Source organism: Cucumibacter marinus DSM 18995, from assembly GCF_000429865.1.
Classification (GTDB): Bacteria; Pseudomonadota; Alphaproteobacteria; order Rhizobiales; family Devosiaceae; genus Cucumibacter; species Cucumibacter marinus.
In genome coordinates, this window is sequence record NZ_AUCR01000002.1 from 534315 (window position 1) to 555740 (window position 21426).

A 21426-nucleotide genomic window follows, 5' to 3' on the forward strand; every position below is an offset into this window, starting at 1 on the left:
ATCCATGTCCTTGATATCGCTAAAAGACACCATCACCATCGCACTGTCGGTCAAGGACCGCCATGCCAGCGCGAAATGGTATGAAGACATGTTGGGGTTCGAGACCGTATATCATGCCGATGAAGCTGGGTGGTCGGAGCTGCAAACCAAGACTCACGGAGTGACGATTGGACTTGGTGAACATACCAAGCCGGCCCCTGGCAATTGTGTACCGGTATACGGGATTGCCGATCTCGATTCCGCGCGGGCGAAGCTCGAAGGCGCCGGCGTGACGTTCGACGGGGAGACCGATGTCGTCGAAGGCATGGTCAAGACCGCGACCTTCTACGATCCCGATGGCAACGCCATGATGCTTGCCGAAGATCTCAAGGAAGGCGCATAACCATGCGCCAATTGATCCTGGCGTCGGCCTTGTTGGCGGGCTGCAGCGGTGTTGCTTCGGCAGAACCTTTTGGTGAAGTGACAGTCGGTATTCCGGTTCCGTCCCTTGCCGAGGCGGAAGCCTGGTACGGTCAGCTTCTGGGGGGCGGTGCGGAGAAATTCGAGCCCGCTCCCGGCGTTGTCGAGTTCAAGGCCACGCCTAATGTCTGGCTGCAGATCTTCGAGGTGGAAAACCACCAGCCCACCGGCGCCGTCGTGCGGTTCCTGGTCGAGGATATGGCAGTCGCGCAGGCGGCCCGGGCCGAGGCCGGTATCGACACCGGTGAGGCGATCGAGGTTCCCGGCATTGTGACCTATTCCGAATTTGCCGATCCCTTCGGCAATGCTCTGGGGTTTTACGCCCTGCCATAGCGGCTTCCATTGAACCGATGTAAGTACGCACCACCCGGTTTATCCGGGTGGTGCATGATACGCCTTGCCGGGACGCCACGGCTCGGTCGGCTGTTCGGCCGAACCTTTGGGCTGGTTGCACCAATCCACCGAATGCCATAAACCGCCGCGACGACAGAATTTGCGGGCGGCCGGCGCGATTCCGGCCGCATTTCATGAGAGGTGCTTATGGCGCGTCAGTTCATCTATCACATGCATGGTCTCACCAAGACCTATTCGGGCGGCAAGAAGGTTCTCGACGGGGTCAATCTCAGCTTCTACCCGGATGCCAAGATCGGTGTGCTCGGGCCCAATGGCGCGGGCAAATCCACGCTGTTGAAGATCATGGCCGGGATCGACACCGAGTTCACCGGCGAAGCCTGGGCCGCCGAAGGCGCCAAGGTCGGTTATCTGCCGCAGGAACCGCAGCTCGACCCGAGCCTCGATGTGCGCGGCAATGTCATGATCGGGGTCAAGGAAAAGCAGGCCATCCTCGACCGCTACAACGAATTGATGATGAACTATTCGGACGAGACGGCAGAGGAGGGCGCCGCCCTTCAGGACCAGATCGATGCCGAAAACCTGTGGGACCTCGATTCCAAGGTCGAGATGGCGATGGAGGCGCTCAGGTGCCCGCCGCCCGAGGCCAGTGTCGAGAACCTGTCGGGCGGTGAAAAGCGCCGGGTGGCGCTGTGCCAGCTTCTTCTGTCCGCACCGGACCTGCTGCTGCTCGATGAGCCGACCAACCATCTCGATGCGGAGACCACGGCCTGGCTTGAAAAGCATCTGCGCGAATTTCCCGGCGCGGTGCTGATCATCACCCACGACCGTTACTTCCTCGACAATGTCACCGGCTGGATCCTCGAGCTCGACCGGGGCCGGGGCATTCCTTACGAGGGCAATTACACCGCCTATCTCGAGCAGAAGACCAAGCGTTATGCGCAGGAGCAGCGCGAGGACGAGGCGCGTTTGAAGGTGCTGCAGCGCGAAAAGGAATGGCTCGGTCAGAGCCCGCAGGCGCGGCAGACCAAATCCAAGGCGCGTATCCGGGCCTATGACGAACTGGTCAAGATCAACGAGGCGCGCAGCCAGTCGGGCAAGGCGCAGATCGTCATTCCCGCCGGTCCGCGGCTCGGCCAGAACGTCATCGATGCGGAAAACCTGCGCAAAGGCTATGGCAACAAGCTGTTGATCGACGATCTCACCTTCTCGCTGCCGCCGGGCGGCATTGTCGGCGTGATCGGGCCGAACGGCGCGGGTAAAACCACCTTGTTCCGCATGATCACCGAGCAGGAACAGCCCGATGGCGGCACCATCACCGTTGGGGAGACCGTCAAGCTCGGTTATGTCGACCAGAGCCGCGACGCGCTCGATCCGAAAAAGACCGTCTGGGAGGAAATCTCGGAAGGCAATGACGTGATCACGCTGGGCAAGCGCGAGGTGAATTCGCGCGCCTATACCTCGGCCTTCAACTTCAAGGGCGGGGACCAGCAGCAGCCGGTGGGCACGCTTTCAGGCGGTCAGCGCAACCGCGTTCACCTCGCCAAGATGCTGAAATCGGGCGCCAATGTCCTGCTGCTCGATGAGCCGACCAACGATCTCGACACCGAGACCCTGGCCGCGCTTGAAGAAGCGCTCGAGGAGTTCGCAGGCTGCGCGGTGATCATCAGCCACGACCGCATGTTCCTCGACCGTCTCGCCACCCACATCCTCGCCTTTGAGGGCGACAGCCATGTGGAATGGTTCGAAGGCAATTTCGCCGACTATGAGGCCGACAAGGTCCGCCGCCTCGGCCCCGATGCGGTCAACCCCAAGCGGGTGAGCTACAAGCCGCTCACGCGGTAGTTGCAGGCCGCTGGCGCGGCTGGCAGTCTGTGGTCCATCGAATTGAAAAGGCCGGGCATTTGCCCGGCCTTTTTTATTGGTCACATTTCCAGCTTGAGCTGGGGTTCGCCGTTCGAGGTGCGCTCTTTCGAATGGCCGCTGGGGCCGACCACGGCGCGCAGGCGTTTGCGGAAGTTCGAGAAGCTTTCGAAGGTCACCACGTCGACCGCCTCATCCAGTTCCAGTTCGAGCCGGAACCAGCCCGGCTGCAGGGCCGCGACAGCGACCACCGTCGCCTTGAAGGGCTGGCCGAGATAGCTGCCCGCGACCCGCCCGCCCGGCGTCCACCCATCGGGCGGGCCATTGCCGATGGCCGCGTGGAGCGTGTTCCAGTCCCGAAACCCGAGCTGATGGGCGGTGATCTCGAGCGACTGGGCGTGTCCGATCTCCTGTCCTTCTTCGGCCAGCCGGGTGCGCAGGCGTTTGGCCTGCGCCTTGGCCTCGGCGATGGTGGGGAGATGGCGGGTCATGGCCGGCCTCCTTCGATCATCGGCGCGGGCGACGGTGGGAGCCTGTTCGCCCGCGAAAGCTGGACCAGCACGATGAACGTCAGCCCGAGCAACAGCACTTCGGCTGCCGGGCCGGCCATCCAGATGCCCCATTCCCCGATCCATGCAGCGAGCGCGAAGGTGAGGGGAATGCCGAAGGCGTAGGGCTTGGACAGACCCAGCAACGCAGCCCGCCCGGCATCGCCAATGGCCTGGAAATAGGTCGCGGTCATCATCAGCGGCCCCGCGAGGAAGAACATGGCGGTGATGACGGGCAGGATGCGGCCAACTTCGGCGATAACCAGCGGGTCGGCGACGAAAGCCGCGCCGATCTGCGTGGCAAAGACCGAGAACAGGATCTGGATCGTTGCCCCGTAGCTAAAGGCCGCCACCAGCGCGATTTTCAGACTGGTCCGGGTCCGCGTGCGGTCCCCGGCGCCGAAATTCGAGCCGGTGATGGTCTGCATGGCGTGGCTCAGCCCCAGCATGGGCAGAAAGGCGAAGGTCATCACCCTTGTGATGATGCCATAGGCGGAAACGGTCGCCGCATAGTCCGCGGTTTGTATCCATTGCAGGGCAATCAGGATCGCCGCGGAGCCGAGCGCCAGCCCGATAAAGTTGAGGCTTTGCGGGGCACCGAGCGCCAGAATGCGGGTCCAGCCGGTGGTCAGCTTGTGTTGCCATAGCGCCGAAGGCCGCAAATCGGTGCGCCCCTTGAGGCGGAAGCCGAGGATGATCGCCATCGCAAGGGCTTGCGCCAGGGCGGTGCCATAGGCGGAGCCGGCGACCCCCATATCGAGTATGGCGATCAGCACATAGTTGAAGCCGATATTGGCGAGGGAGACCAAAAGGCTCATCGCCGCCATGAAGCCCACGCGCCCCTCATTGCGCAACGCGTCGGAATTGACCGCGAGCATGAACAACAGGGGCGAAAAGGCGATGGTGATGCCGAGATAGATCAGCCCGAGATCGGCCAGCTCTTGCGATCCGCCCGCCGCGAGCAGGGCGACGGGACGGCCAAGGGTCATGAACAGGGCGATGAGGATGACGCCCACCACAAGCGCCAGTCCATGCGCGCCGGCATAGATGGCCTGCGCTTCGCCGGTGGCACCGGCGCCGAGGCGCCGGGCGAGAATGCTCGACATGCCGGATGAAACGAGCGTCGAAAGCGCCACGACGAGCATATAGAGCGGGAACATAAGGGTGACAGCGGCGAGCGCCTCGGGGCCGACGAAATGCCCGAGGAACAAGGCGTCGGCGACGGCCAGCAGGCCGTTCATGCCCATCACGAAGATGATCGGCAGCGCCGTTCTGGCGTAGATCGGGCCGAGTGGCCCGGCAAGATACGAATTGGCTGGGGTGTCAGACATGCCCCGTTCTCCTTTGGCCAATGTCGCAATGTGAAGGAAGGGGCCCGCGTTGCCATCCATGCGACTGGCGTCAAGGAAGACGGATTGGTCTGTGTCAGAACTTCACCGGACAAATGTCTGCGGGCGGCTGGCGTCTGCGGCCAGCGGTGCTTCTAATGGGCGGGCGCGGCGGCGTCAAGCGAAGGATCGTTGGTGACAGTCCGTCATTGCCGGTGTCAGGATTGTGCCTGCGCGGGATATGGAAGGTGACCATGGGCGAGAAACATATGCTTGAAGGCACATGCCTTTGCGGCGATGTGCGGTATCGGGTCGAAGATGCGTTCGAATACGCCGCCAACTGCCATTGCTCTAAATGCCGGCGGACAACCGGGTCGGCGTTCAAGCCCTTTGGCGGGATCGAGCGCGACGCGCTGGTGCTGCATCAGGGCTGCGGGCATCTGCTGATCATGGGCGATGGCGTCGATCAGGATGTGCATTGCGGGCGGTGCGGCTCGCTCCTTTATTCGGTGGTTCGCGAAGGGGCCTATGTCCATGTGGCGCTCGGCACGCTAGTCGACACGCCCTCCATCCGGCCGACCGAGCATATCTTTGTGGGGTCCAAGGCGCCGTGGTTCGAGATCACCGACGACCTGCCGCAATATCTCGAATTCTCCGACGGAGAGCCGATCAACGGGTGAGGCCCCTGTCCCGAGATGCGGGTGGACCCTCAGCCTGTCGGCGAGAGGCCAAAAGCGTCCGGGACGACACGAGGGGATGATTGCGCCGCACGTCCTCACCCTGAGGTGCGAGGCAAGCCGAGCCTCGAAGGGCGAGGGCGGGATGTGCTTTGGCAAGTCCACCCTTCGAGGGTCGCGCCGGTGGCGCTCCCGCCTCAGGGTGAGGCGGGGTTTCGGGTTTATCGGTCGCCCTCAGACCAACCCGAGTTCCTTGTCCGTCGCGCTCACGTTGAACTTGTCCCTTGGCGGCATGGGGCGCGTCGTCCAGTCGGGATCGAATGTGAAGCTCGATTTTTCCCGGCCCGGCAGCAGGCCGCCATTCCCCGCGCCTTTGGCGTAATCGTAGTAAAGCTTGACGATCTCATCGTAACTCGTCTGCTGCGCGGCGGGGTGTTCTATAGCCGCATCGTGCCAGCGGCGGACGCGTTTCAGCTCAGCGGGGATTTCGTAGTTCTCGTAGTAGTCGAGGAACCAGAAGCGCTGGAAGAACGGGGTGTAAACCGCTTCAGCGAAACCGAAATCCTCGAACAACCAGGTGTCGTGCCGGGCATTGGCGACGAGGAAATCGTCCAGCTTCTTGTATTGGGCATCCATCCGATCGCGGAATTCCTCGCGCTTCTCGCGGTCCTGGTTCATCACCATCATGTAGCCGGCAGCCACGAACCCGCCTTCCATCGTGACCATCAGGGCTTCCAGGGCTTTCTCATAAGGGTCGGTGCGCTTGACCGGGCGATCGGGGTAAAGGTCCTCGATATAATCGAGCAGGACGAGGCTTTCCTTGAGCGGGCCCTTGTCGGTTTCCATGACGGGCAGGGCGGTCGTGCCGCCGGTCAGGCCCAGCAGCCATTCGGGGCGCGGTACCGTGATGTCGACGACGTGGAAATCGACCGCATCGCGCTTGCCCTTCAAATCCAACATCACCTCGATGCGCTGGCAAAAGGGGCAGACCGGGATGTGATAGACCGCGGGCCGGCCGTTGAAAGGCGGCTTCTCGGTCGTGGAGACGGGTGAGTTCATGGTGTTGCCTGACAGTTCGGTTTCGGCCGCAGTCTATGCAAACGGGGCGGCGATTCCAGCCTCGAAATCTCGATGGGCGCCGCGACAATCGCGGAATTCCTGATCGCCTTCGCGGCCCAAGCTGTTAAACTCGGCCTGTGGGGAGCTGCAAAGGAGGACGCTGTGGCATCAACAATCGCAAAACTGGCGCTGGCCGGACTGTGCGCCTGTGCTTTTTCGGCGCCGGTGCTGGCCGCCGAACTTGGCCGGGTCCAGCTCAATGGCCGTACGGTCGTTTTGAATGATGATTTCACCTGGGCATATGACAAGTCTTCAGCCAAGCAGGCAGCCGGTGGCGAATGCTCGGCCGGCGCAGAAGTCATGGACAGCCAGAACGTGGCACTTACCGCCTGTCTCGATGCCGCCATCTGGCAGGAAGTCGAGCAGTTGCCTGAGCATGAGAAAGACTATTTCACCAAGGACGGGGCGCTCGGTTTGGCCTTCATCAACGAGAAGATCACCGTGGGCAATGAAGCCCTGCGCGAACAGATCGTGCTCAACGCCGCCGCCGGTCTCAACGTGTCGGTAGAGGACGTTGATATTCGCCGCGAGGAAGACCTGGCAATCGGCGGCGCGGAATGGCGCGTGATCGAATATGGTGCCAATTTCAACGGTGTCGACGTGGTCTTCGTCAATCATTTCCGTTCGGTCAACGGCTTCGGCACGGCGCAGATCGTGTTCTACACCAATGACAATCTGCTCGAGGAAATGAGTGGCGCCATCGACAATGTGCTCGCGGGCATTTCGGTCGGTCCGTAGCGTGCATGAGGCTTTGCGAAAATTGATGGATCCATCAGCAAACATCATTCGACGGGCCGGGCTGGCAGGGCTAGCCTTGTGATGTCCCGGTTCACGCCCCTTGAGGGGCGTGTGCCGCCTTTCCTGCCGCATCCCGGCTCGGCGGGTGTCCCACCCCGCCCCGGGATGCCTGAATCGCTTGGCCTGCGGTAACCGCTCGAGCACTTCCGGAAAAGCGCCATGTCCCCATCGGCTTCCACCCCTTCCTCCGTCGAGGCCGGTGAAATCCGTGCCGGACTGATCGCGGCGCTGTTCTGTTATGGCGTGTGGGGCGTGTTTCCGCTCCTGTTCAAGCTGGTCGATCATGTCGATTCACTGACCATTGTCGCCCACCGGGTGGTCTGGGCTCTGATCTCTGTTGCGCTCTTTCTTGCCATCAGGAACCGGCTCGGCGAAGTCCGTGCCGTCTTCATCAATCGCCGCGTGCTGTTCGCGCTGATGGCTTCGGCGCTGTTCCTGGCGATCAACTGGCTGGCCTTCATCTGGGCGGTGACCAGCGGCAATGTGCTCGAATCGAGCTTTGGCTATTTCATCAGCCCGCTTGTGAATGTCGCCATGGGCACGGTGCTGCTCAAGGAGAAGCAGAACCGCGTCCAAACGATCGCCATTGCCATCGCGGTGTTTGCCGTCCTCATCCAGGGTTTCGGGCTCGGCTCGATGCCCTGGGCGGCGCTGGCCATGGCGTTCGCTTTCGGGTTCTACGGCTATTTCCGCAAGACCGTGGTGGTTGGCGCGGCGCCCGGCCTGATGGTCGAGACCATGATCATGCTGCCGGTGGCGGCGGCGTTCATCGGTTTTGTACTGGCCACCGAGGGGCCGGGACCGATCGGCGATCCGCTCACCTATTTCTACATCATCATGGCGGGGACGGTGACGTCCGGCGTGCTGGTCCTGTTCGCTTTTGCCGCGCGGCGGCTGCGCCTTTCGACCATCGGCATGTTCCAATACATTCCGCCGAGTCTCCAATTCATCATGGCGGTCTGGCTTTTCGGCGAACCGCTGGGCATCTACAAGCTGGTCAGCTTCGCGCTGATCTGGCTGTCACTGTCCATCTTCACCTGGGACAGCTGGCGCCGTCAGCGCGCGGTGCCACCGGTTGAAACACCGCCCATTCCGAGGAAACCCGCATGAGCGAAATCGGTGTCCAGAAACTCAAGGCCCGTGTCGTCGGGCTGTTTGTGGCCGATGGCGGAGACTTCGTCACCCGGCCGGCGGAAAGCCTTGATCTGGGTTTCGAGGGAATTGCGGGAGATGTGCATGGCGGGCCGATCCGGTTGTCGGGCGGGCGCGAACCCCGGTATCCGCGCGGCACCGAAATCCGCAATGAGCGGCAGCTCTCGATGCTGTGCCCCACAGAACTGGCGGACGTCGCGGATGCGCTTGGCCTTGACGAGCTCAGGCCCGAATGGATCGGCGGCAATCTGCTGATCGAGGGCATTCCACGCTTTACCCAACTGCCGCCGCGCACCCAGCTTTTTTTCGAGGGCGGAGCGGTGATCCGCGTGGATGGCGACAACGCCCCCTGCAAGGTTGCCGGCGGCAAGATCGCCGAAGCCGTCGGGCGCCCGGAGCTGACGCTCGATTTTGTCAAGGCGGCGCGTGGACGGCGCGGGCTTGTCGGTTGGGTCGAAAAGCCCGGCATGATTGCTCTGGGCGAAGCGATTTCAGTGCGGGTCTGGCCGCAGCGCCTTTATGTGGCCGACGGGCAGGAGGCGCTGCTTTGAGGGACCGCAAAATCGACGACCAGGCGTTGGCCGACGCCTATAACGCGGCTCTGGCGCTTGAAAAGGCTGGCCGGATCGATGCAGCGGTCGAAGCGTACACACGCGTGCTGACGCTTGATCCCGCCGATCATGGCGGGGTGGCGGTCCGGCTCGCCGCGCTCAGGCGCGGGGAGGTGCCGGCCAAGGCACCGGATGCCTATGTGGCCACTCTGTTCGATCAGCATGCCGAAGACTTCGAGGAAATTCTCGTCGATGCACTGGGCTATGGCGTCCCCGGTCTCGCAAGGGACCGGCTCGATGCGCTGGGGCTTGGCCCCTTTGCGCGGGTGCTCGACCTTGGTTGCGGCACCGGGCTGATGGCCGAGGCACTCGGGGAGAGGGCCGGGGAGATTGTCGGGCTCGATTTGTCCGAGGCCATGGTCGACATGGCTTTCGACAAGGACATCTATGACGGGCTCTATGTGGCCGAGGCGGTTGAGTTTCTCGAAGACAATGACGAGCCCGCCTTCGATCTGATCGCGGCGGCGGATGTGCTGCCTTATGTCGGTGCGCTCGATGCCTTGTTCGCCGGCATGGCGGCCAATCTCAACCCTGGCGGTGTCGTCGTTTTTTCATCCGAGGCAGATGAGTCCGCGGATGCCGGATTTGCGGTGACCCCGCATCAGCGCTTTGCACATTCGCGTGGCTATATCGAGACGCAGCTAGAGGCCAGTGGCTTCGCGCTTGTGGAGGCCACCGATATCAATGTGCGCATGCAGGATGGCGCGCCAACGCCGGGCCAGTTGATCCTGGCCCGGCACCGATAAGCGTTATTGATCGAAATCGACGGCGACCTTGGCGCGGACGCTGAGCGCGCGCAGCTCGTTGCCGGCGAAGCCGTGCTCGTATGCCCCTTCGATTTCGAGGCGCTTGCCGTCTTCGGTCAGCCGGTCAGCCCCGATCTCGATGCGGCCATAAGCGTCCCGGGTGGCAGCACCACCATTGAGTGAGGTGTAGTCGGCGATCAGTTCGGCTTTGGCGCGGAACTCGGTGTCGCCGGTTGCGGAAGGCTGCCTGACCCGGATCCCGGCGCCAAGCCCCGCTTGCAGCAGGTCGACCGTTTGCTCCGGAATCACCGTCGCGGTGCTGTCGGTATAGCTGTGCTGGGTCTGGTGGTAGTAGCCGAGCCGCGCTTCGGGCGCGAAGACGAAGTTGCCATCGGGTATCTCGCCCTGCAGGGCGGCGCTCACCAGCCAGTCGGTGGTGTCGTAATCGTCGGTATAGGTCCCGAGCGGGGAGATCGTGTTGGCGGAGTGCCCATAGGTGGCGCGGGTGTCGAGGAACAGACCGTCGCCAAGCCGGAAGGTCGCATAAGGTCCGATCGCCCATCCGGTCGCGGTCTGGGCGGCGTCGGTTCCGATATCGGTTTCGGAGAAGCGGTCGATCTGGATCAGGCCGCCGATCAGGGCGCCATCGCCGACCAGCTTGTCGGCGCCGACATAGCCGATGCCATACCAGCCCTCGATATCGCCCTGCTGGTATCCACCCAGCGTGCCGTCGGTCCAGATGTCCCATGCCTCGGGCGTGCCGCCAGCAGGTGACATGACCGGGTCTTCTGACAGACCGGCGAGCTCGCGGGCATAGGCGAGGCCGATCGCCTCCTTTGAGCCCGGAGGCGGCGCACCCGGGTCGCCGATCGAGGCCGTTACAGTCGGGTCGTAGACCGGCCGGGGATCGCCGCCGTTCGCGGGATCGGTCAGGCGCTGGATGCGGCGTTGCCGGTCCGGTTCATGCGCAAGCAGGATCGTGCCGCGGCGTTCTAGGAAGTCGAGGATCATCGGCGCGGTTGCCGACGGGGCATCGACGATCTCGAGATCGTCCGAGACCGGATCGACCGTGAACAAGGAGGGGCCGGTCGTCCCCGCGACTTCGCCACCCAGGCTACTGGTGGTGTTTGTGTAGGAGCCGGGTGTTGCGGAGCCGGGGATGGAAACCTGGATCGAGAATGTGCAGGTGGTCTCCGCCGGCACATCGATCCCGGTCACTGAAATGATGCTCGTGCCGGTCAGTGACGATCCCGCGCCGCAGAAGCCGGTCTGGGGACCGGATGCATTGACGAGGCCGGAGAGGGTTGCGTCGAGATCGTCGGTGAAGCTGGCATTTCCGATATCGAAGCCGGTAGACGGCGTCGCCGTATGATCGATGGTGAATTGCAGGGTCACCGTGCTGCCCGGTGCACCGGCGCTCAGAAAGGATTTCGACCAGCTCGGATCATTGAAGATGTTGGCGAAAGCGGGTGTGGCGGCGGCGAACGCGGCGATACCAAGCGCTGAAGCAAGGGCAAAACGGACCAAGCCGGTCCAATGGCGGCGCGGCGCAACGAAAACGTGGCGGGCGGTCATCCCGTCCTCCAAATCCAGGCGCATCGCCGCAAAACGCGCGTCTAGTGAAACTGATAGCATCCTCAGCGCCGGAGTTAATCAGCCGTTAACGGTCAGGGCAACTGCGAAGCGTGACGAATCGGCAACAGTCGGGGGGCAAGTGCCCGTCATATCGTGACTTTTACGTATTGCAGGTCCTCACGCCGCCGGCAGGGCTTCGGAGAGACGCGTGATCCCCACCTGCTGGAACGCGGCGGCAATCTGCCGGTAGGTGCCGGCAAACGGGCTCGACCGGCGCCAGGCGAGGCGGATCAGGCGGCCCGCACCCGGCGCGGCCAACGAGAGGATACGGATGCGCGGATCGGCGGCTTCGCGGGCCAGGGCGATGGCCGGCAACAGCGTCACGCCGTGATCGAGCGCGACCATCTCCATGATCGTCGTCAGCGAGGTAGCGGCGAAGGCGAGACGTGCGGCCTCGGCCTCGAGCCGGCAGGCATCCACCGCCTGATCACGCAGGCAATGGCCTTCTTCGAGCAGCAAGAGGCGCTTTTGCGGCAGGGCGGCAAGCGCCGCCGGTTCCACCTGCTCGGCCTTTGCCGAGACCGCGAGCACGAAGGGATCGGCGAACAGCACCACGGACTCGATACGGTCGGCAAAGCCTTCGGGTGCCGTGGCGATGACCGCGAGGTCAATTTCGCCGGTGTCGAGCTCGGTCAGCAAGGTCTCGGTCTTGCCCTCGGAGATCGCGAACTCGACCTCGGGATGCGCGTCCCGCAAGGCCGGAAATGCGATCGGCAGCAAGTAGGGGGCAATAGTCGGGATGAGCCCGAGCCGGATTGGTTGCACGCCGCCATGGCCGGCGCGCTGGACGTAGGTTTCAAGCTGTTCGGTGGCTGCAACCACTTGCCGGGCGTGGGCCAGGAACTCGATGCCGAAAGCGGTGGGGCGGGCAGATTTGCGCCGCCTTTCGAAGATCGGCGTGCCGCAGGATTCCTCGAGCAGCTTTATCTGCTGGCTGAGGGCCGGCTGGGTGACATGGCACTGCGCCGCGGCCTGACCAAAATGGCCGGTACGGGCGACAGCGAGAGCATAATTAAGCTGTTTGAGGGTCGGCGACATGATTAGGCGATCTTATCGTAATTGAAGGAACAATCAATTTGAACGATGGCTAGCGGCTACCTATGTTAGAACCATTCCAAAATTGGCTAATCATGGGAGGCCATCATGGCAGATCGGCGCAAGATGACGACGTCGGCGGGCGCGCCTGTGCCCGACAATCAGAATTCGATCACGGCGGGCGAGCGCGGCCCGGTCCTGATGCAGGACTACCAACTGATCGAAAAGCTTTCGCACCAGAACCGCGAGCGCATTCCCGAGCGGACCGTGCACGCCAAGGGCTGGGGTGCTTACGGCACGCTCAAGATCACCGGTGACATTTCCAAATACACCAAGGCCAAGGCGCTGCAGCCTGGCGCCGAAACCCCGATGCTGGCGCGCTTTTCGACCGTCGCCGGCGAGCAGGGTGCAGCCGATGCCGAACGCGACGTTCGCGGTTTCGCGCTGAAGTTCTACACCGAAGACGGCAACTGGGACCTTGTGGGCAACAATACACCGGTGTTCTTCGTGCGCGATCCGGTGAAGTTCCCCGATTTCATTCACACCCAGAAGCGTCACCCCAAGACCAATCTGCGGTCGCCGACCGCGATGTGGGATTTCTGGTCGCTGTCGCCCGAAAGCCTTCACCAGGTCACCATCCTGATGTCGGACCGCGGTCTGCCCACCGATGTGCGGCACATGAACGGCTATGGCTCGCACACCTATTCGCTGTGGAACGACAAGGGTGAGCGGTTCTGGGTCAAGTTCCACTTCAAGACCGAGCAGGGCCACCGCCACTGGACCAATGCGGAAGCCGAGGACGTCGTCGGGAAGACGCGCGAATCCACCCAGGAAGATCTCTATGGATCGATCGACAAGGGTGAGTTCCCGCGCTGGAAGGTTCAGGTCCAGATCATGCCGGAAGAGGAAGCGGACAAGCATTCCTACAACCCGTTCGACCTCACCAAGGTGTGGCCGCATGCGGACTATCCGCCCATCGATATCGGCGTGATGGAACTCAACCGGAACCCGGAAAACTATTTCGCCGAGATCGAGAACGCCGCGTTCTCACCTTCGAACATCGTTCCGGGTATTTCGTTCTCGCCGGACAAGATGCTGCAGGCCCGCATCTTCTCCTATGCGGATGCGCACCGTCATCGCCTCGGCACGCATTACGAGAGCATTCCGGTCAACCGCCCGCATGTCGAGGTCGCGCACTATCACCGCGATGGTCAGATGAACACTTATGGCGGCATCGCGACGGGCAATCCGGACGCCTATTACGAACCGAACTCTTTCAACGGCCCGGTGCAGGACGAAAGCGCGCAAGAGCCTCCGCTCAAGATCTCGGGTGACGCCGACCGGTACAATCACCGTGAAGGCAATGACGATTTCTCGCAGCCGCGGGCGTTGTTCAACCTGTTCGATCAGGGTCAGAAAGACCGGCTGTTCGCCAATATCGCTGCGGCAATGGGCGGCGTACCCGGCGAGATCATCGAGCGCCAGCTCGCGCTGTTCGACCAGGTTCACGCTGACTATGGCAATGGCGTGCGTGCGGCCCTCAAGGCTGCGCATGGGTATGAGGCCAACGCCGTGCCCGTGACCGGGAACACGCCCCAGAACGCGGCCGAATAAGACCGCTTCTGTCTTCATCCCGATTGCCCCGGAACCCCCAGGTTCCGGGGCTTTTTCATGGTTATGGCGGGGTTAATACCCACGTCCCGATTTGACTTAAAACCGATCTTCGTGTTTCACGCCGCGTGAAACGGGCGTCCGCATACTGTCTCCTACGGCAAAGCGCCGGGAGGTGAATGAAAATGATGGACGATCAAGGGACAGGGCGTGCGTTCGAGAATTTTCGCGCGCTGAGCGGCACCCCCAATATCGGTGAGTGTGACGTTCTGATCCGCAACATGGCTCAACTGTTCAGCCATGTGTCAGACCGCTGCGACGACGAACAGGTCGCGCAGTATGATGAAGTTTTGTGCCAGTTGGCCGATCTCGTCGAGGAAGAGGCGAGGGCGCATGTCGCCGATCTCCTTTCCAGGCTAGAACGGGCGCCGGGAACGGTGGTGGTCAGGCTCGCCAATGATTCGATTGAAGTGGCGCGTCCGCTACTCGAATTTTCCAACGTTCTGTCGGACGACGATCTGATCGACGTGGTCAAGGAACGCTCGGAAGAGCATCGGGTGGCCGTGGCCGGCCGCAACGGCGTGACCGACCGGGTGGGCGATGCCATCGTGACCCATGGGGGTCAGGCGTCGGTGCTGCGGCTCGTCAATAATTCCAATGCGGAGCTGGGTGAAAAGACCCTGCCGAAGCTTGTCGAGCGCGCATCCAAGGATCCGGCGATTGCCGGCGACATGCGGATGCGCCGCGATGTCGACTGGCAGGCGCTGGGCAACCGGATTTCGCAGGCTGGTCAGCAGGCCCGTTCACGGATGCCGGGCAATCCCGGTCAGCCGCAGGCCGACAATACTATGCTCGGCAAGGCCCAGGCCGTTGTCTACAACCGCATCAAGAACCGGATCGGTTTCGATGCCGGTGAGTGGCGGATCGCCTGGAACCAGGTGAAGGCGCTCAACGATCGCAAGCGGCTCGATTTGCGCGCCATGGACCGGTTTGCCCGGTTCGGCTACGGCCATCACACCGCAGCGGGCCTGACGGTCATGCTCAATGTGAAGCCGGAGGTCGTGGTGCGCTGGCTCGCGACCCAGGACTATGTGGCCCTGACCGTGGCCTCCCGGGCGCTCGGGCTCGACCCGGTTCTGTTTGAGAATGTGGTTGCTGTCATGCCCTGGCGCGACATGCCGACCAAGGAAGACCGCGAGAATGTGCGCAAGCGCTTCGAGGCGCTTTCCGCGGACGAGGCACGCAACATCTTCGATCTGTGGCGGGCGCATTCTTTCCGCCGCCGCCCCGAACCGGGCCAGCAGGCTGTCGGCGCCGCCTGAGGCAGCGCGAATTTCCAAAACGGACTGGCGCGCGGCGTCCCTTACGGGGTGTCGCGCGCGATCTTGTCCATGAAAGTGCAGGCTTTCATCAGCGGGGCGCGATGCAGCGAGCAGATGCGCCACTGGCGATCCACGCGGCGCTCGATGAGGCCGACGGTTTCTAGCACCTTGAGGTGACGGGAGATCGCGGGGGCGGTTATCGCAAAGGGTTCGCTCAGATCCCCAACCGTCAGTTCGCCCTCTTGTGCCAGGCGGGCGATGATCTCCAGCCGAACCGGATCGGAAAGCGCCGCAAACAGAATCGCAAAATCGTTGAGACTTTGCTCGTTGCTGTCGCCCTTCGATTCAGACGGGGTGGTCATGGCAGCACCGGTCCTTATTTAATTATTGATTTAATTAGGTTTTTTGCCCTGCCCGGCAAAACCAGGTTGAATTTCCTGTAACCCGAAATGTTGCGCAACTCCCGAAAAAGGATATAAAGATATCTTTATATCAAGGAGTCATCGCGTGTCCGGATTACGCGAATTTGTCGATGTCCTGCGCGCGGCAGGTGAGAACACAAGGCTACGCTTGTTGGCGTTGTTGGCCAATGGCGAATTGTCGGTCAAGGACCTCACCGAGATACTTGACCAGAGCCAGCCGCGCATCTCGCGGCATCTCAGATTGCTGTGCGAAGCCGGTCTGGCCACCCGCCATGCGGAAGGGGCCTGGGCCTATTTCCGGTTGTCTGATGACCCCTGGTCGGCAGAACTGGTCACCGCTCTTCTGGCCCGGCTCGATGAGGCTGACCCGATCCTTAAGGGCGACCGCGACAGGCTCGAGGCGGTGCGTATCGATCATCAGAACCGGGCGTCTGCATACTTCGCCAAGGTTGCATCCAACTGGGACCGGATACGCGGATTGCATCTGCCTGAGGCAGACGTGAATCGCGCCATTTTCTCCTTGATCGAAAATGTGGATATCGACGATTGCCTCGATCTGGGGACCGGTACGGGTCGCATGCTGGAGGTTTTATCGCCTCACTTCAAAAGAGGCGTGGGAATCGATTCGAGCCGCGAGATGATCGCGGTGGCCCGCGCCAACATTGAAAAGGCGGGTATCCGCAACGCCCAGATCCGGCTCGGTGACATCACTGCGCTTGATGCGTTTTCCGAAACCGCTGATCTCGTGGTGTTGCACCAGGTGCTGCATTATTTCGACGATCCCGGCCGTGCCCTGCGCTATGCGCGCGCCACGCTCAAGCCCGGCGGTCATGTGCTGATTGTCGATTTCGCCCCCCACAATCTTGAATTCCTCCGTGAGCAGCAGGCGCATCGGCGCCTGGGTTTGTCCGAAGCGCAGATGGCGCAGTGGGCACGCCTTGCCGAAATGGAGGTGAAAACCGTTGAAACCCTTCCGCCGGTCGAGGGCCGGGAAGGGCTGACTGTTTGTGTTTGGCTACTGGCCGACAACCGATAGGACCCCGTTTGTGAACATTCCGACCCCCGTCGAAGACCGTGCCAGCCATCAGAGCGGCGAGAGCCTGCCGAAGCTCGAACTGAGTTTCGAATTCTTCCCGCCAAAATCCGATGAAGCGGAAGCCCGGTTCTGGCGCACCATCCGCCGGCTGGCACCACTCGAACCGCGCTTTGTCTCGGTGACCTATGGGGCTGGCGGTTCGACCCGCGAGCGCACCTTGTCGATGGTGACCCGCGTCAAGGCGGATACCGGGGTGAATGCGGCCGCCCATCTCACCTGCGTCGGCGCCAGCCGGGCAGAGGTCGACGCGGTCATCCGGTCCTATCGTGATGCCGGGATCAACCAGATCGTGGCCCTGCGCGGCGACCCGGCGGAAGGCATCGACCGGCCGTTTGTGCCGCATCCTCAAGGCTACCAGAACGCCGCGGATCTGGTCGCCGGCATCCACCGCTGGGGCGATTTCGACATCTCGGTTGCCGCTTATCCTGAAAAGCATCCGCAGAGCGCCAACTGGGACGAGGAAATCGACAATCTCAAGCGCAAGCTCGATGCCGGAGCCAACCGGGCCATCACCCAGATGTTCTTCGACAACGCCGATTACTGGCGTCTGCTGGAGCGGGCGCAAAGGGCGGGGATCGAGGCGCCGATCGTGCCCGGCATTCAACCCATCCATAATTTCCAGCAGATCTCGAGATTCGCCGGCAAATGCGGCGCGAAGATTCCGGCCTGGCTCGCAGACCGGTTCGAGGGGCTCGAAGACGATGAGGAAACTCACGCGCTGGTCGCTGCCGGCATCGCCGCAGAACAGGTCTTCGAACTGCTCGATCATGGTGTGCGTGAGTTCCACATCTTCACCATGAACCGCTCAGCCCTGGCCTATGCGTTGGCAAGAGTTCTCGGCAGGCGCGGCGAATAGCGTCGCGGTCATCCAATTTCCGCCTGAATGCCCCGGTTAATGCTAGGTTAACGGGGGACAGGCAGGTGTTATGTGCGCGTACTGGTAGCGTTTTCTGGTTTAGTGGTGAGTATGGGATTGCTGGCAGCAACGGCCAGCATGGCGCCGGGCGCGGGGTCCGGGGCGACCGCTGATTCATTTCACGATTCCAATGAATTAAGCGTTCTGTCGCCGTGGCAGATGGCACCTTACGAAGCACATTTCGAGATCCCCGAAACTGTCTCTCCGGCCGGCAAGTCATTGGCGCGCCTGCCACAATCGAGCAAAGCGCTGCCGCTCGTCGAAGATCTCGACAAAACTGGAGGCGGAGATATCGCCGCCACGCCCGTTCCCTTCGTGGAAGCCGCGGCCTCCGAGGCTTATCCACAGAACGGCAGCGTGCCTGTGGATAACCCGGCGCTGCGGGCGGCGACGCTGATGGCGGGCGAGCGCTTCGAGTTCATGCCTTTTGCCTTTGTTGCGAACGGCACGGCGCTGATCACGGATTGATCGAGGACGGTGATGGCGCCTGCTTCCATGCGTCCGGTTTTCCCTTTGGATATGCGCGATAGAATGCATCTCCGCCGAGCGTGATTCATCCCGTTGGCGGTTTCGAGTGGCGCTTCAATTGTGCGCCGGGTCAGCAATGCCAGCGGGCAGGGGGCAGGGATGTCGGTTTGGGACCGGATCGTCGAGCTTGGCGGATCGCTCGCCAGCCTGTTCGATCCTGATAGCTGGTTGCCCGGCGGGCGCGATGCGGCCTTTACCCTGGCCCTGGTGTCGCTGTCGGCCAAAATGGCGGCTGCGGACGGGGTCGTGACCGCGGACGAGATCCGTGCCTTTGCCGAAACCGTCGATATTCCCGCCGGGGCCGAGCGTCAGATCGAGCGCATGTTCGACCTTGCCCAGGGCGACGTTGCCGGCTTCGAGCACTACGCCCGCAAGGTGGCACGGCTGTTCGAAGGGCGGCCCGAAACCCTGGAGCACGTCCTTGACGGCCTGTTTCATATCGCGGCAGCCGACGGCATCATCCATGAAGACGAACTCGCCTATCTGAAGACCGTCAGCGACATTTTCGGCTTCGATGAGCTGCGTTTCGAGCATATCGCGGCGCAGCACGTGCTCGGGCAGGGCGAAAAGGACCCCTATCTGGTGCTCGGCCTCGATCCGCGCGCACCGGATGACGAGGTGAAGCGCGTCTATCGCCTGCTGGCCGCCGAGCATCACCCCGACCGGCTGGCGGCCCGGGGGGTGCCCGAAGAACTCACGTCGATGATGAGCCGCAAGATGGCCGCGATCAACGCCGCCTATGAGCGGATCAAAGAGATCCGCGGGCTGTGAGCGGCACCCCGCGCCAGGCCGAAGCAGTGATTGTCTTCGATGGCGTCTGCAATCTGTGCAACGGCGCGGTGGATTTCGTCATTCGCCGGGACAAGGCGGGTGTCTTCCGCTTCACCGCCAATCAGGGGGCGATGGGTCGCTCCTTGTTGGCCCGCTACGGGTTCGAGGGGCAGGGCGACCGCACGATCCTTCTGATTGAAGGCGGAACGGCCTATACCCGCTCCGAAGCCGCCTTACGGGTTCTCGGGCATTTGGGGTGGCCATGGAAGGCGATGACCGTATTTCGCGTGGTGCCCAGACCTGTGCGTGACTGGGTTTACAAGCTGATTGCCCGCAACCGATACCGCGTGTTCGGGAAACGTGAAACCTGCCGGCTACCGACGCCTGAAGAACGGTCGCGATTTCTGTGAAGCGCTGCAGTCGCTTGACGGGGTGCCCCCGCACCCTTAAGCCAGCGCGGCCAGTTGGCCGGGCAGCCGCTCCGCGCAAGCGGGGAGGAAAGTCCGGGCTCCATGGAAACACGGTGCCGGGTAGCGCCCGGCGGGGGTAACCCCAGGGAAAGTGCCACAGAAAGCAAACCGCCGGGCCTTCGGGCCCGGTAAGGGTGAAAGGGTGCGGTAAGAGCGCACCGCGCCGCCGGCAACGGGGGCGGCATGGTAAACCCCACCGGGAGCAAGACCGAATAGGGATGACGCGGGGGCGACCCCAGCCAGTTTCCGGGCCAGTCATCCGGGTAGGTTGCAGGAGGCGTCCGGTAACGGGCGTCCCAGATGAATGGTTGCCACGTCCTCCGGCTTCGGTCTGAGGGCCTTACAGAACCCGGCTTACAGGCCAACTGGCCCTTTCTTTTCGCTCTCGCCCCTGACTGCTGATTGCCCTGATTGGGAAACAGAATCTTAAGCCTGAAGGCGCAAATTGAACGGCAAGGACAGGCATACTGGCCCGGCAATTATCCGGCGCCGCGCCTTTTGTCCGAAAAGTTCCACCGGTTTCAATGCGTTAGGCCGGTGTTATGCGTATCCCGGCGGGACGCCGCCGGCAGGGAGTATGTGGTCAGTGCCGAAGTCCGGGTCCGATCTTGCGCGCGATGCCCATGAAGGGGCGCCGCATGTGCCGGTTCTGATCGGTGCGGTGCTCGAAGCGCTTGGTGATATTTCCGGCAAGACGATTATCGATGGCACCTTCGGGGCCGGCGGCTACACGCGCGCTTTCCTCGAGGCCGGCGCGCATGTCACCGGCATCGACCGCGACCCTTCCGTCACGCCGCATGTGGCTGCCGTTGAAGGCGAATTCGGCGAGTCCTTTCAATTTGTTGCCGGCCGTTTCTCGCAACTTGATTCACTGATCGAAGGCACCGCGCCCGACGCGATCGTGCTCGATATCGGGGTCTCCTCCATGCAGCTCGACCAGGACGAGCGCGGCTTCTCCTTCATGAAGGATGGGCCGCTCGACATGCGCATGAGCCGCGAAGGGGTGAGCGCCGCCGATCTGGTCAATGAACTCCCCGAGCGCGAACTGGCCGACCTGATCTTCGGACTTGGCGAGGAACGCAAATCGCGCGCCATCGCCAAGGCGATCTGCGCCGCGCGCCAGGACAAGCCCATCGAGACCACAGGCGCGCTTGCCGCGATCATCGAAGGCGTGGTGCCGCGCCGGCCCGGTGCTGCGCATCCGGCCACCCGCACGTTCCAGGCACTCAGGATCGCGGTGAATCGCGAGTTCAACGAGCTTGTCGACGCCCTGTTCGCCGCCGAAGCGCTGCTCGAAGAGGGCGGAGTGCTGGCGGTCGTCACCTTTCATTCGCTCGAAGACCGAATCGTGAAGCGGTTTTTCAAGCCCCAGGAGGCCGGGTCGCGTCATCTGCCGGTCAAGGATCAGGCGGCGGCGTGCTGGGACCCGGTCGCCAAGCCGGTCAAGGCGTCCAAGACCGAACTTGCGGACAACCCGCGCGCCCGTTCGGCAACGCTTAGGGCCGCAAGGCGTACCGGCGCGCCGGCGCGCGCGATTTCATACAAGGGGCTCGGTGTCCCCGGCTATGCGCTCAAGGAGGTGCGGACATGATCCGGACCCTCAACACGATCATGGTGGCGGCAACCGTCCTGCTGCTGGTGGCTGTCTATGCCCAGAAATACCGGGCCGAAGAGATTGCCTCTGAAAACGCCCGGCTCGAGACCGAGATCGACCGCAAGGTCGAGCGTCTGACCGGGCTCAAGGCCGACTGGGCCTATCTCAACCAGCCTTCGGCCATCGAGCCCATTGTGGTCCGTCATGCGGAGGCGCTGGGCCTCGCACCGGTCGATGGCAAGCAGTTCGCCAGCATCGAGGATATCCCGATGCGGCCTGCGACCGACATCAATTCCGACGCGCTCGAAGCGCTGTTGTTGTCCCTCGATGAGGGCGTTGATCCCGGTAATCCGGAAGTTCTGGAGATTCAGTGA

23 protein-coding genes, 1 other RNA gene and 1 pseudogene are annotated in these 21426 nt (G+C 62.6%); 18 read left to right on the plus strand and 7 right to left on the minus strand.

The window, feature by feature from the left end:
* Positions 1 to 4 precede the first annotated feature (4 nt).
* The 3 genes from G489_RS0105825 (at position 5) to ettA (ending at position 2655) form a co-directional block, all read left to right on the plus strand.
* Entirely contained in the window at positions 5 to 382 is a 378-nt protein-coding gene (locus G489_RS0105825) for a VOC family protein (protein ID WP_029040749.1), read from the plus strand.
* Positions 383 to 384: 2 nt separating this feature from the next.
* Positions 385 to 792, plus strand: coding sequence for a VOC family protein (locus G489_RS0105830; protein ID WP_051332349.1), 408 nt, complete (start codon positions 385 to 387; stop codon positions 790 to 792).
* 207 nt (positions 793 to 999) lie between these two features.
* On the plus strand, positions 1000 to 2655 hold the full coding sequence (ettA, locus tag G489_RS0105835; RefSeq protein ID WP_029040751.1) for an energy-dependent translational throttle protein EttA: 1656 nt from the start codon (positions 1000 to 1002) through the stop codon (positions 2653 to 2655).
* A gap of 80 nt (positions 2656 to 2735) precedes the next feature.
* On the opposite strand, the gene G489_RS0105840 is transcribed toward ettA, so the two are convergent.
* Both G489_RS0105840 and G489_RS19270 read right to left on the minus strand, forming a co-directional pair.
* Positions 2736 to 3164, minus strand: a complete 429-nt coding sequence (locus G489_RS0105840; protein WP_029040752.1) for a glyoxalase superfamily protein — start codon at positions 3162 to 3164, stop codon at positions 2736 to 2738.
* Positions 3161 to 4552 carry an MATE family efflux transporter gene (locus tag G489_RS19270; RefSeq protein ID WP_051332350.1) on the minus strand — a complete coding sequence of 464 codons (1392 nt, stop codon included), beginning with the start codon at positions 4550 to 4552 and terminating at the stop codon, positions 3161 to 3163. Before G489_RS19270 ends, G489_RS0105840 begins: the two co-directional genes overlap by 4 nt.
* Before the next feature lie 251 nt (positions 4553 to 4803).
* Here G489_RS19270 and G489_RS0105850 point away from each other — a divergent pair, with 251 nt between their 5' ends.
* Positions 4804 to 5229, plus strand: coding sequence for a GFA family protein (locus G489_RS0105850; protein WP_029040753.1), 426 nt, complete (start codon positions 4804 to 4806; stop codon positions 5227 to 5229).
* 231 nt (positions 5230 to 5460) lie between these two features.
* Here the strand turns inward: G489_RS0105850 and G489_RS0105855 are convergent, their stop codons facing one another.
* Positions 5461 to 6285, minus strand: a complete 825-nt coding sequence (locus G489_RS0105855; RefSeq protein ID WP_051332351.1) for a glutathione S-transferase family protein — start codon at positions 6283 to 6285, stop codon at positions 5461 to 5463.
* A 162-nt stretch (positions 6286 to 6447) separates the two neighbouring features.
* Here G489_RS0105855 and G489_RS0105860 point away from each other — a divergent pair, with 162 nt between their 5' ends.
* From G489_RS0105860 to G489_RS0105875, 4 genes are all read left to right on the plus strand, one after another.
* On the plus strand, positions 6448 to 7083 hold the full coding sequence (locus tag G489_RS0105860; protein WP_162142408.1) for a DUF3157 family protein: 636 nt from the start codon (positions 6448 to 6450) through the stop codon (positions 7081 to 7083).
* A 219-nt stretch (positions 7084 to 7302) separates the two neighbouring features.
* Entirely contained in the window at positions 7303 to 8253 is a 951-nt protein-coding gene (rarD, locus tag G489_RS19275) for an EamA family transporter RarD (protein ID WP_051332352.1), read from the plus strand.
* Positions 8250 to 8846, plus strand: coding sequence for an MOSC domain-containing protein (locus tag G489_RS0105870; RefSeq protein ID WP_029040756.1), 597 nt, complete (start codon positions 8250 to 8252; stop codon positions 8844 to 8846). The genes rarD and G489_RS0105870 overlap by 4 nt, the downstream gene beginning before the upstream one ends.
* Positions 8843 to 9652: a methyltransferase domain-containing protein gene (locus G489_RS0105875; RefSeq protein WP_029040757.1), complete on the plus strand. Its 810-nt coding sequence runs from the start codon at positions 8843 to 8845 to the stop codon at positions 9650 to 9652. The genes G489_RS0105870 and G489_RS0105875 overlap by 4 nt, the downstream gene beginning before the upstream one ends.
* A 3-nt stretch (positions 9653 to 9655) precedes the next feature.
* On the opposite strand, the gene G489_RS22890 is transcribed toward G489_RS0105875, so the two are convergent.
* The 3 genes and pseudogenes from G489_RS22890 to G489_RS19280 all read right to left on the minus strand — a co-directional run bounded on the left by G489_RS22890 (position 9656) and on the right by G489_RS19280 (position 12325).
* On the minus strand, positions 9656 to 10429 hold the full coding sequence (locus G489_RS22890) for an autotransporter outer membrane beta-barrel domain-containing protein (protein ID WP_407059822.1): 774 nt from the start codon (positions 10427 to 10429) through the stop codon (positions 9656 to 9658).
* 315 nt (positions 10430 to 10744) lie between these two features.
* Positions 10745 to 11287 (minus strand): annotated as a pseudogene (locus tag G489_RS22910) (DUF7933 domain-containing protein); the annotation flags it as partial.
* Positions 11288 to 11404: 117 nt separating this feature from the next.
* On the minus strand, positions 11405 to 12325 hold the full coding sequence (locus G489_RS19280) for a hydrogen peroxide-inducible genes activator (protein ID WP_035871547.1): 921 nt from the start codon (positions 12323 to 12325) through the stop codon (positions 11405 to 11407).
* A gap of 105 nt (positions 12326 to 12430) precedes the next feature.
* Between G489_RS19280 and G489_RS0105890 the strand changes: the two genes are divergently transcribed.
* On the plus strand, positions 12431 to 13936 hold the full coding sequence (locus G489_RS0105890) for a catalase (protein WP_029040759.1): 1506 nt from the start codon (positions 12431 to 12433) through the stop codon (positions 13934 to 13936).
* A 182-nt stretch (positions 13937 to 14118) separates the two neighbouring features.
* A complete protein-coding gene (locus G489_RS0105895) occupies positions 14119 to 15255 on the plus strand; it encodes a DUF2336 domain-containing protein (RefSeq protein ID WP_162142409.1) in 1137 nt (378 codons plus the stop codon).
* A gap of 41 nt (positions 15256 to 15296) precedes the next feature.
* On the opposite strand, the gene G489_RS19285 is transcribed toward G489_RS0105895, so the two are convergent.
* Positions 15297 to 15617 (minus strand): ArsR/SmtB family transcription factor, encoded by a 321-nt coding sequence (locus G489_RS19285; RefSeq protein ID WP_051332353.1) that lies wholly within the window; start codon positions 15615 to 15617, stop codon positions 15297 to 15299.
* Positions 15618 to 15762: 145 nt separating this feature from the next.
* Between G489_RS19285 and G489_RS19290 the strand changes: the two genes are divergently transcribed.
* From G489_RS19290 to ftsL, 8 genes are all read left to right on the plus strand, one after another.
* Positions 15763 to 16713: an ArsR/SmtB family transcription factor gene (locus G489_RS19290; RefSeq protein WP_035871549.1), complete on the plus strand. Its 951-nt coding sequence runs from the start codon at positions 15763 to 15765 to the stop codon at positions 16711 to 16713.
* Between the two features lie 16 nt (positions 16714 to 16729).
* Entirely contained in the window at positions 16730 to 17629 is a 900-nt protein-coding gene (metF, locus tag G489_RS0105910) for a methylenetetrahydrofolate reductase [NAD(P)H] (RefSeq protein ID WP_035871758.1), read from the plus strand.
* A 72-nt stretch (positions 17630 to 17701) separates the two neighbouring features.
* Complete coding sequence (locus tag G489_RS19295) at positions 17702 to 18157, plus strand: hypothetical protein (protein ID WP_155889320.1); 456 nt, start codon at positions 17702 to 17704, stop codon at positions 18155 to 18157.
* Positions 18158 to 18316: 159 nt separating this feature from the next.
* The gene (locus G489_RS0105920; RefSeq protein ID WP_035871554.1) at positions 18317 to 18988 is read left to right on the plus strand and encodes a TerB family tellurite resistance protein; all 672 of its coding nucleotides are present in this window, start codon (positions 18317 to 18319) and stop codon (positions 18986 to 18988) included.
* Complete coding sequence (locus tag G489_RS0105925) at positions 18985 to 19398, plus strand: thiol-disulfide oxidoreductase DCC family protein (RefSeq protein WP_029040764.1); 414 nt, start codon at positions 18985 to 18987, stop codon at positions 19396 to 19398. The genes G489_RS0105920 and G489_RS0105925 overlap by 4 nt, the downstream gene beginning before the upstream one ends.
* A gap of 50 nt (positions 19399 to 19448) precedes the next feature.
* Positions 19449 to 19831: RNase P RNA component class A (gene rnpB / locus G489_RS21665), an RNA gene on the plus strand.
* Positions 19832 to 20044: 213 nt separating this feature from the next.
* Entirely contained in the window at positions 20045 to 21049 is a 1005-nt protein-coding gene (rsmH, locus tag G489_RS0105930; protein ID WP_245578819.1) for a 16S rRNA (cytosine(1402)-N(4))-methyltransferase RsmH, read from the plus strand.
* Positions 21046 to 21426 (plus strand): cell division protein FtsL, encoded by a 381-nt coding sequence (ftsL, locus tag G489_RS0105935; RefSeq protein ID WP_029040766.1) that lies wholly within the window; start codon positions 21046 to 21048, stop codon positions 21424 to 21426. Before rsmH ends, ftsL begins: the two co-directional genes overlap by 4 nt.

What these genes read in the sequence shown, in the direction of transcription:
- G489_RS0105855 (WP_051332351.1), bottom strand. Translation starts at nt 6,285, where the DNA reads ATGAACTCACCCGTCTCCACGACCGAGAAGCCGCCTTTCAACGGCCGG.
- G489_RS0105825 (WP_029040749.1), top strand. Translation starts at nt 5, where the DNA reads ATGTCCTTGATATCGCTAAAAGACACCATCACCATCGCACTGTCGGTC.
- G489_RS0105895 (WP_162142409.1), top strand. Translation starts at nt 14,119, where the DNA reads ATGATGGACGATCAAGGGACAGGGCGTGCGTTCGAGAATTTTCGCGCG.
- G489_RS19285 (WP_051332353.1), bottom strand. Translation starts at nt 15,617, where the DNA reads ATGACCACCCCGTCTGAATCGAAGGGCGACAGCAACGAGCAAAGTCTC.
- G489_RS0105890 (WP_029040759.1), top strand. Translation starts at nt 12,431, where the DNA reads ATGGCAGATCGGCGCAAGATGACGACGTCGGCGGGCGCGCCTGTGCCC.
- G489_RS19280 (WP_035871547.1), bottom strand. Translation starts at nt 12,325, where the DNA reads ATGTCGCCGACCCTCAAACAGCTTAATTATGCTCTCGCTGTCGCCCGT.
- G489_RS0105840 (WP_029040752.1), bottom strand. Translation starts at nt 3,164, where the DNA reads ATGACCCGCCATCTCCCCACCATCGCCGAGGCCAAGGCGCAGGCCAAA.
- G489_RS19270 (WP_051332350.1), bottom strand. Translation starts at nt 4,552, where the DNA reads ATGTCTGACACCCCAGCCAATTCGTATCTTGCCGGGCCACTCGGCCCG.
- G489_RS22890 (WP_407059822.1), bottom strand. Translation starts at nt 10,429, where the DNA reads ATGTCACCTGCTGGCGGCACGCCCGAGGCATGGGACATCTGGACCGAC.
- G489_RS0105830 (WP_051332349.1), top strand. Translation starts at nt 385, where the DNA reads ATGCGCCAATTGATCCTGGCGTCGGCCTTGTTGGCGGGCTGCAGCGGT.
- G489_RS0105850 (WP_029040753.1), top strand. Translation starts at nt 4,804, where the DNA reads ATGGGCGAGAAACATATGCTTGAAGGCACATGCCTTTGCGGCGATGTG.
- ettA (WP_029040751.1), top strand. Translation starts at nt 1,000, where the DNA reads ATGGCGCGTCAGTTCATCTATCACATGCATGGTCTCACCAAGACCTAT.
- G489_RS0105920 (WP_035871554.1), top strand. Translation starts at nt 18,317, where the DNA reads ATGTCGGTTTGGGACCGGATCGTCGAGCTTGGCGGATCGCTCGCCAGC.
- rarD (WP_051332352.1), top strand. Translation starts at nt 7,303, where the DNA reads ATGTCCCCATCGGCTTCCACCCCTTCCTCCGTCGAGGCCGGTGAAATC.
- G489_RS0105870 (WP_029040756.1), top strand. Translation starts at nt 8,250, where the DNA reads ATGAGCGAAATCGGTGTCCAGAAACTCAAGGCCCGTGTCGTCGGGCTG.
- ftsL (WP_029040766.1), top strand. Translation starts at nt 21,046, where the DNA reads ATGATCCGGACCCTCAACACGATCATGGTGGCGGCAACCGTCCTGCTG.